The sequence below is a fragment of the Streptosporangium subroseum genome (genome assembly GCF_900188345.1).
GTDB classification, from domain to species: domain Bacteria; phylum Actinomycetota; class Actinomycetes; order Streptosporangiales; family Streptosporangiaceae; genus Streptosporangium; species Streptosporangium subroseum.
Genome location: NZ_FZOD01000141.1, coordinates 1 through 4,146, shown reverse-complemented (window position 1 = coordinate 4,146; position 4,146 = coordinate 1). Strand labels below are relative to the sequence as shown.

The 4,146-nt window shown below is 71.1% G+C and carries 1 protein-coding gene; it reads right to left on the bottom strand.

The genetic code is table 11. The features are described 5' to 3' along the window. On the bottom strand, positions 1–4,146 hold a 4,146-nt coding region (locus CHC08_RS52710; protein WP_089213928.1), incomplete at both ends, for a type I polyketide synthase.

The window sequence follows — 4,146 nt, the reverse complement described above, 5'->3', positions numbered from 1 at the left end:
CCCGGTCGCCGCCCGCAGCCGGTTACGCAACTCCACCGCGGTCAGCGAGTCAAACCCCAACTCCTTGAACGCCCGACCCGGCGCCACCGCCTCACTGGAGGCATGACCCAGCACCGCCGCGACATGCGTCCGCACCACCTCGACAACCAGCCGCTCCCGATCACCCACCGCCAGACCGGCCAACCGCTGCCCAAACGTGGAAAACACCGTCCCGGCAACGGCCGGCGCCTCCACCTCGACCAGATCATCAAAAAGCGGACGCGCCCGAGCGGCCGCGAACAGCGGCACGAACTCCGCCCACCGAACATCGGCGATCGTCAGCGCGCCCTCGTCGGCACCCACCGCATCGGCCAGCGCGGCCACCGCCCGCTGCGGGTCCAGCGGCACCAGGCCCCGACGGCGCAGCTGGGTCGCGACCTCGCCGTCGGCGGCCATACCGACCTCCGCCCACGGACCCCAGGCGACCGCGGTGCCCGGCAGTCCGTGTGCGCGGCGCCGGGCGACCAGCCCGTCCAGGGCCGCGTTCGCCGCCCCGTAGGCGGCCTGCTCGCCGCTGCCCCAGACTCCGGAGATCGACGAGAACACCACAAACGCGTCGACGTCACCGACCAGCGCGTCCAGATGCAGAGCTCCGTCGACCTTGCCGGACAGCACCGCGCGGAAGTGTGCCTCGTCGGCGTCTCGCAACGGTACGTCGGCCGCGACGCCGGCCGCGTGCACCACGGCGTCGACCGCACCGACCACGGCCAGAAGAGCCTCGACCGCAGACCGATCAGCCAGATCACACGCATGCACCTCGGCATTCGGCAACTCAGCCAGCAACGCCTCCGCCCCGGGCGCATCCACACCACGCCGCGAAACCAGCACCAACCGCTCGGCCCCATTGGCCGCCGCCCACCGCGCCACCTCCGCACCCAGACCACCGGTACCACCGGTAACCAGCACCGTGCCACGAGGCCGCCAAGCCGGAGCCACACTCGCCGGAGCATGCCCCAACCGCCGAACCAGAACCCCACCACCACGCACCGCCACCTGATCCTCGGCGCCCAGCGCGCCGGCCAGCACCGCACCGAGCCGCGTCGCCGCGCGGGAATCGATCACCTGCGGCAGGTCGAGCAGGCCACCCCAGAATTCCGGATGCTCCAGGCCGACCACCCGGCCGAACCCCCACAGCGCGGCCTGGTCGACCTCGACCGCGTCGTCCGCCCGGCCGGTCGCCACCGCGGCCCGGGTTACCAGCCACAGCGGAGTGTTGCTCTGGATGTCCGCCAAGGCTTGGACCAATGCCAGCGCTTCAACCACGGAAGCGGCGGAAGTCACCAGGCCGGAGGCGTCGAGCCCCGCGAGCCGGGTGGCCAGCTCGGCCCGGGTGCCCGCGGGCACATGAATCACCGACGCACCGAGCCCGGACAGCACCGCGCCAAGCTCAAAAAGGTCGTCACCGACCAGGGCCCATCGTCCGGTCAGCTCGGTGGTAGGCAGGTCAGCGGGCTCCCAGGTGACCCGGTAACGCCAGCCCTCGATCAGCGATCGCTCACGCCCGCGCGCCCGCCAGGACGCGAGTGCGGGGAGCACGTTCTCCAGCGACGTGGTCGGGACGCCGAGCTGCACGGCCAGTCCCGGTAGATCACCCTGCTCCACCGTCGCCCAGAACCCGGCCTCGACCGGGTCGGCGGCGGGTTTCGCCGGCTGGCTCTCCAGCCAGTACCGCTGGCGCTGGAAGGCATAGGTCGGCAAGGTCACCGGCTGAGCGCCGGTTCCGGCATACACGGCCGACCACTCCACCGGCACACCGTTGACATGCAGGGTCGCCAGCGCGGTCAGCGCGGTGGCGACCTCATCGCGCTCCCGACGCAACAGCGGAACCGCGACGGCATCCGGCTGCTGCACCAGCGCGGCCAGCACCCCATCCGGACCCAACTCCACAAACCGGCTGACACCCTCCAGCGAACCAATCGCATCAGCGAACCGGACCGGCTTGCGAACCTGCTCGACCCAGTACTCCGGATCCGACCACAACCCCGACTCCACCGGCCGCCCGGTCACCGTCGACACCACCGAAACCACCGGCTCAGCGAAGACCAGCCCACGAACGACCCCGGCGAACTCGGCCAGCATCGGCTCCATCAGGCGCGAGTGGAACGCATGACTGGTGCGCAGCCGCGAGATCTTCCAACCCCGCTCACCAGCAAGCTCGGCGACCTGCTCGATGTCGGCTTCAGCCCCGGAAACCACCACCGAAGTCGGACCGTTCACCGCCGCGACGTCGACGGCCAGGCCACCACCGTTCGACTCGACACCGCCCACGGAGGCCAGAGCACCATCACTCGCCTCGCCGTCGACCACGGAGGCCAGCAGCGCCCGAACCTCCGCCTCGGTCGCCCCGACCGCGAGCATCGCCCCACCCGAGGGCAGCGCCTGCATCAACCGGCCCCGAGCCGTGACCAGCGTGGCCGCATCCGCCAGCGACAACACCCCCGCCACCTGCGCCGCAGCGATCTCCCCGATCGAATGCCCCACCAACACATCCGGAGCAACGCCCCACGACCGCAGCAGAGCGTACAGCGCCACCTCAACAGCGAACAACGCCGGCTGCGCATACTCGGTCTGGTGAATCAGCTCCTCATCGGAATCGGCCAAAACGACCGCCAGCGGCCGATCCAGATGCGGATCAAGGTGCGCGCAGACCGCGTCGAACGCATCCGCGAACACCGGGAACGTCTCATACAGACCCCGCCCCATACCAACCCGCTGCGACCCCTGACCGGAGAACAAGAACGCCACCCGGCCGGCACCCACGGTCCCGGACAAACCACCGGCGCCGGACGCGACCGCGTCAAGACCGACGGCCAGCGCCCCGGCGTCGCCCGCGAGCACCACCGCCCGATGCTCCAGCGCCCCGCGGCGGACCGACGCGAGCCCGACCCCGAGCAGATCGGCGTCCACCACCGCGCGCAGCCGTACGGCCTGCGCCCGCAACGCGTTCTCGGTCTGGCCGGAGAGCAGCACCGGCACCACCGGCAGGTGCGCAGTCGGTACCGGGGCCGGCTCCGCAGCCGGGGGCTCCTCCAGGATCACGTGCGCGTTCGTGCCGCTCATGCCGAAGGACGAGACGCCCGCCCGGCGCGGCCGGTCAGCGGCCTCCCACGGCTGCGCCGACGTGAGCAACTCCACGCTGCCCGCAGCCCAGTCCACGTGCGACGACGGCTCGTCCACGTGCAACGTCGCCGGCAGCAGACCATGCCGCATGGCCAAAACCATCTTGATGATCCCGGCGACACCCGCCGCGGCCTGCGTGTGACCGATATTCGACTTCACCGAGCCAAGCCACAACGGCGCTTCCCGATCCTGGCCATAGGTCGCCAGCAACGCCTGCGCCTCAATCGGATCACCCAGCCTCGTCCCGGTACCGTGCGCCTCCACCGCATCCACCTCGGACGGGGCCAGACCCGCAGAGGCCAGCGCCGCCCGGATCACCCGCTGCTGCGACGGACCGTTCGGTGCAGTCAACCCGTTCGACGCACCGTCCTGATTCACCGCCGAACCCCGCACCACCGCAAGAACCGAACGTCCCGCCGCCCGCGCCGACGACAACCGCTCCACCAGCAACATGCCGGCGCCCTCGGCCCATCCGGTCCCGTCGGCCGCCGCGGCGAACGGCTTGCACCGGCCGTCGACGGCCAGCCCGCGCTGGCGGCTGAAGTCCAGGAACGCGTCCGGGGTGGACATAACGGTGACGCCGCCGACCAGCGCCATCTCGCACTCGCCCGATCGCAGCGCCTGCACCGCCAGGTGCAGCGCGACCAGCGACGACGAGCACGCGGTGTCAACGGTCACCGCCGGGCCTTCGAGCCCGAACGTGTAGGAGAGCCGCCCGGAGACGACGCTGCCGGCAGTGCCGGTGCCGAGGTATCCCTCCAGGTCGGTGGGGATGTCGTACCGCTGGGCGGCATAGTCCTGCCCGTTGGAGCCGGCGAACACGCCGATCTGGGCACCGCGCAGCGCCAGCGGGTCCAGGCCGCCGTCCTCCAGCGCCTCCCAGGAGGTCTCCAGCAGCAACCGCTGCTGCGGATCCATCGCCAACGCCTCACGCGGCGAGATCCCGAACAACCCCGCATCAAACTCCGCCGCGTCATACAAAAACCC